The 4,491-nt window shown below is 65.5% G+C and carries 4 protein-coding genes; 2 read left to right on the forward strand and 2 right to left on the reverse strand.

Annotation, left to right across the window (positions count from 1 at the left end; genetic code table 11):
- The coding region (locus AC1DRP_RS35165) for an MFS transporter (protein WP_476770963.1) at positions 1 to 495 on the forward strand (495 nt) is incomplete at its 5' end.
- Positions 496 to 551: 56 nt separating this feature from the next.
- Here AC1DRP_RS35165 and AC1DRP_RS35170 read toward each other — a convergent pair.
- Positions 552 to 2,945: a transketolase-like TK C-terminal-containing protein gene (locus tag AC1DRP_RS35170; RefSeq protein ID WP_476770964.1), complete on the reverse strand. Its 2,394-nt coding sequence runs from the start codon at positions 2,943 to 2,945 to the stop codon at positions 552 to 554.
- Positions 2,946 to 3,069: 124 nt separating this feature from the next.
- Between AC1DRP_RS35170 and AC1DRP_RS35175 the strand changes: the two genes are divergently transcribed.
- Positions 3,070 to 3,552, forward strand: a complete 483-nt coding sequence (locus AC1DRP_RS35175; protein ID WP_043242082.1) for an Lrp/AsnC family transcriptional regulator — start codon at positions 3,070 to 3,072, stop codon at positions 3,550 to 3,552.
- Between the two features lie 85 nt (positions 3,553 to 3,637).
- Here the strand turns inward: AC1DRP_RS35175 and AC1DRP_RS35180 are convergent, their stop codons facing one another.
- Positions 3,638 to 4,405 (reverse strand): ABC transporter ATP-binding protein, encoded by a 768-nt coding sequence (locus AC1DRP_RS35180; RefSeq protein ID WP_476770965.1) that lies wholly within the window; start codon positions 4,403 to 4,405, stop codon positions 3,638 to 3,640.
- Between the last annotated feature and the right edge of the window lie 86 nt (positions 4,406 to 4,491).

The raw sequence follows: 4,491 nt of genomic DNA on the forward strand, positions 1-4,491 counted from the left end.
ATGCTCACCATCACCGGCACGCTCGGCGCCTGGTTCGGCGGCAAGCTCGATGACCGCATCGGCGGCAAGCCCGTGGTCTTGGGCGCCATCGCCTGCCTGCTCTTCGCCTGCCTCGGCATCCTCTCGCTCGGGCCCGACCGCATCTTCTTCGTGCTGCCGGCTACGCCTCCGGCACCAGGCGACGGGCTGTTCGCCTCGGTGCCCGAGCGGATCTATCTCGCTCTTGGCCTGCTGATCGGCCTGGTCGCCGGTCCGCTCCAGGCCTCTTCGCGCAGCCTGATGGCCCGTCTCGCACCGGCGGGCCGGCATGGCGAGTTCTTCGGCCTCTTCGCGCTGTCGGGCAAGGTGACCTCGTTCATGGGCCCGACCTTCGTGGCGCTGGCGACCACCGTCTTTGCCAGTCAGCAGGCGGGGCTGGCGGTGCTGATCGCGTTCTTCCTTGTGGGCGGCGCGCTGCTCGCAGGCGTCAATGTGAAACAAGGGCTGGCGAAGTAGAGCGCGGGGGCCTTTCGCCACCGCGCCTTGCCTTGCAAGGACTGATACCCCCCCGCCTACGGCAGCGCCTTCAGATAGCGCACCGGCCGGCCTGGCGCCGCGGCCTGCGCCGCATGCACGATCGCGTTCGCGTCGATGCCGAAATGCCGATAAAGGTCGGCGACGGTGCCGGTCTGGCCGAAATGCTCGACGCCAAGGGCCTTCTGCTTGTGGCCGTGCACGCTGCCGAGCCAGGCCAGTGTCGCAGGATGTCCGTCGAGCACCGACACGATACCGCAATCGCGTGAAAGTTCGCCGAGCAACCGCTCGATATGACTGGTCGCGCCATGATTGCCGCGCTGTCGCGCCCGCTCGGCCGCCTGCCAGCCGGCATTGAGCCGATCTGCCGAGGTGATGGCGAGCAGGCCGACATCGCGCCGGTCTTCGCCGAGCAGCCCCACAGCCTCGATCGCCTCAGGCGCAACCGCGCCGGTATAGGCGATGACGACGGAGGCGTTCGGGCCGGGCTTCCTGAGCCAATAGGCACCATCGATGATGTCGCGCTCGAGATCGGCCGTCATTGCCCGTTTCGGCTGCTCGACCTGCCGCGTCGAGAGCCTGAGATAGACGGAGCCGCCGGTCTCATCGCGCAGCCAGGTAYGCTCGTCGGGATCGCCCTCGCCATCCTTCTGCAGGTATTCGAAGGACCAGCGCATCATCACGGCGAGTTCGTCGACGAAGGCCGGCTCGAAGGCGCAGAGCCCGTCCTGGCTCATGCCGATCAGAGGTGTCGCGATCGACTGATGTGCGCCACCCTCCGGCGCCAGCGTCACACCAGACGGCGTCGCGACCACCATGAAGCGCGCATCCTGGTAGCAGGCATAGTTCAGCGCATCGAGCCCGCGCGAGATGAAGGGGTCGTAGAGCGTGCCGATCGGGATCAGCCGCTCGCCGAAGATCGAATGCGAGAGGCCAAGCGCCGAAAGATTGATGAAGAGGTTCATCTCGGCGATGCCGAGCTCGATATGCTGGCCCTTCGGCGAGAATTCCCATTTCTGCATCGAGGGAATGCGCTCGTCCTTGAAGGTATCGGCCATCGAGGCCCGGGCGAACAGGCCGCGCCGGTTCACCCATGGCCCGAGATTGGTCGAGACGGTGACGTCCGGCGCGGTGGTGACGATGCGGTCGGCCAGGGGGCCGCCGAGCTTCGCCAGCTCGTCCAGCACCTTGCCGAAGCCCATTTGCGTCGACATCGTCGCCTGGATGCCGGCCTCGAGTTTCGCGGGCACAGGCAGCGACGGTGCCGAGAAGCGACGGCGCCCCTCGGAGAAGAAGGGCACCTTGTCGAGATAGCTGCGGAGCGCGGCTTCGGGCAGCGACAGCCCTTCAAACAGGTCCCACTCATGGCCGGGGCGGATCGTGTTGGCTTTCTTGAAGCCTTCCATCTGCTCCTTGGTCATCAGCCCGGCGTGATTGTCCTTGTGCCCAGCAAGCGGCAGGCCAAAGCCCTTCACGGTATAGGCGAGGAAACAGACCGGCCGGTCGTGATCGATGCCCTCGAAAGCTTCGAGCAGCGAGGGCAGATCGTGGCCACCGAGATTGCACATCAGCTTCGACAGCTCGGCGTCGGAGCGGCTCTCGATCAGCGTCGTCACAGGCCCTTGATCGCCGAGATCATCCATAAGGCGCTTGCGCCAGGCAGCGCCGCCCTGGAAGGTCAGGGCCGAGTAGAGCTGGTTCGGGCAGGAATCGATCCAGGCCTTCAGCCGCTCGCCACCCTTCTCCTTGAAGGCGGCCTGCTGCAGCGAGCCATATTTCAGCGTCACGACATCCCAGCCGAAATTGCGGAACATCGTCTCGAAGCGGTCGTAGAGCCCCTCGCGGATCACCGCGTCCAGGGACTGGCGGTTATAGTCGATCACCCACCAGGTGTTGCGGACGCCGTGCTTCCAGCCCTCCATCAGGGCTTCGAAAATATTGCCCTCGTCGAGCTCGGCATCGCCGATCAGCGACACCATGCGCCCATCCGGCCGGCTTGCGCCCCAGCCATGGGCCTTCACATAATCCTGGGTCAGCGAGGAGAAGAGCGTCTGCGCGACGCCGAGGCCGACCGAGCCGGTCGAGAAATCGACATCGTCGATATCCTTGGTGCGCGAGGGATAGCTCTGGGCGCCCTTGTATCCGCGAAAATTCTCCAGCTTCTCGCGGGTCTGCAGGCCCATCAGATAGTTGATGGCATGGAAGACCGGCGAGGCATGCGGCTTCACCGCGACCCGGTCCTGCGGCTTCAGGGCCGCCATGTAGAGCGCCGTCATGATCGTCGCCAGCGACGCGGACGAAGCCTGATGCCCGCCCACCTTCATCCCATCGCCGTTATCGCGAAGGTGGTTGGCGTTATGGATCGTCCAGGAGGCGAGCCAGAGAATCTTCTTCTCGAGTTCGGCGAGAATCGGCAGACGGGGATCAGTCATTTGGCTTCTCTCGATACGGCAAAGCCATCATGCACGCTTCCGGCAGCGATTTTTGCCAAAGATCGCCGACGATGCTTTCCATCTTAGCGCTTTCCGCTAATCCTGCGAACGAAAGCGAGACAAGATGCCAGACTATAAACTCGACGATATCGACCGGCGTATCGTCCAGGCTCTCCAGGCCGATGGACGCATGAGCAATCAGGACCTGGCCGAAAAAGTCGGGCTTTCGCCCTCACCCTGCGCAAGGCGGGTTCGCCTGCTGGAGGAGGCGGGCATCATCGAGGGTTATGTCGCGGTCGTGAACCAGGACAAGCTCGGCCTCCCGGTCTCGGTCTTCGCCTCGATCAAGCTGGAGCGCCAGCGCGAGGAGGAACTCGACCGCTTCGCTGCGGCGGTGACACGCTGGCCGGAAGTGGCCGACTGCTACCTGATGACCGGCCCGCGCGACTATCTGCTCCGCATCATCGTCAGCGACCTCGCCGCCTACGAACGGTTCCTGAAGGACAAGCTGACCCGGCTCGACAATGTCGCCTCGATCGAATCGAGCTTCGCGCTCGGGCAGGTCAAGCGCTCCTTCTCGGTGCCGGTTGAGCTGGGGCGGGGATAGCCAGGCCAGCGACCGGCCACGCCGACGCTCGATCATATCCTTCTGGATGCCTTCTGGCGGCCCCCGAGGCCACGCTCGGACAGCTCTATTCGCCCGGCAGGAACGCGACGCGGCCCGCGTCGTCCCGCACCGTCTCGATCCCGACGCCGTAGAGCTCCATCAGGCGCACCGGCGTCAGCAAGTCCTGCGCGATCCCGCTCGCCAGCATCCGCCCCTCGCGAATCATCATGACGCGGTCGGCATGCCGCAGCGCCTGATTGGGGTCGTGCGTGGTGAAGAGCACGCCCAGTCCTTCGGCCGCGAGGCGCCTGATCTGCGCCATCACCTTGCCCTGGTTGCCGAAATCGAGGCTTGCGGTCGGCTCGTCGAGGATGACGTAGCGTGGTTCCTGCGCCAGCGCGCGGGCGACCAGCACGAGCTGGCGCTCGCCGCCCGAGATCTGCGTGTAAGGGCGCTCGGCCAACCCCGCGATACCGAGGCGCTCCAGCATCGCCATCGCCACCTCGCGATCATGCCGCGAGGGGGCGGCGAACAGCGCGCCATGAGCGGTACGCCCCATCAGGACGACAGCGAAGACCGAGAAGGCGAAGGTTCCGGCATGTGCTTGCGGCACGTATCCCAGCGCTCGCGCCCGCTCTGAGACCGTCAGGCCAGCAAGCGGCTGCTCGTCAAGGGTGAGCCCGCCGGCATGTGGCGGCAGAAGGCCGAGCAGGGTTTTCAGCAGGGTCGTCTTGCCGCTGCCATTCGGCCCGAGCAGGGCAAGCACCTCACCCGCCCGCAGGGCCAGCGTGATCGCCCAGCCGATCTGGCGCTCTGGATAGCCATAGGCGAGATCGACGGCACTGAGGCTCACGACCAGCCTCCACGCGCCGACGCAAGCAGCCAGATGAAGAAGGGCGTGCCGATCACCGCGGTGAGGATGCCGAGCGGCGTCTCGAC

This window comes from Allobosea sp. 01N443 (assembly GCF_056399325.1).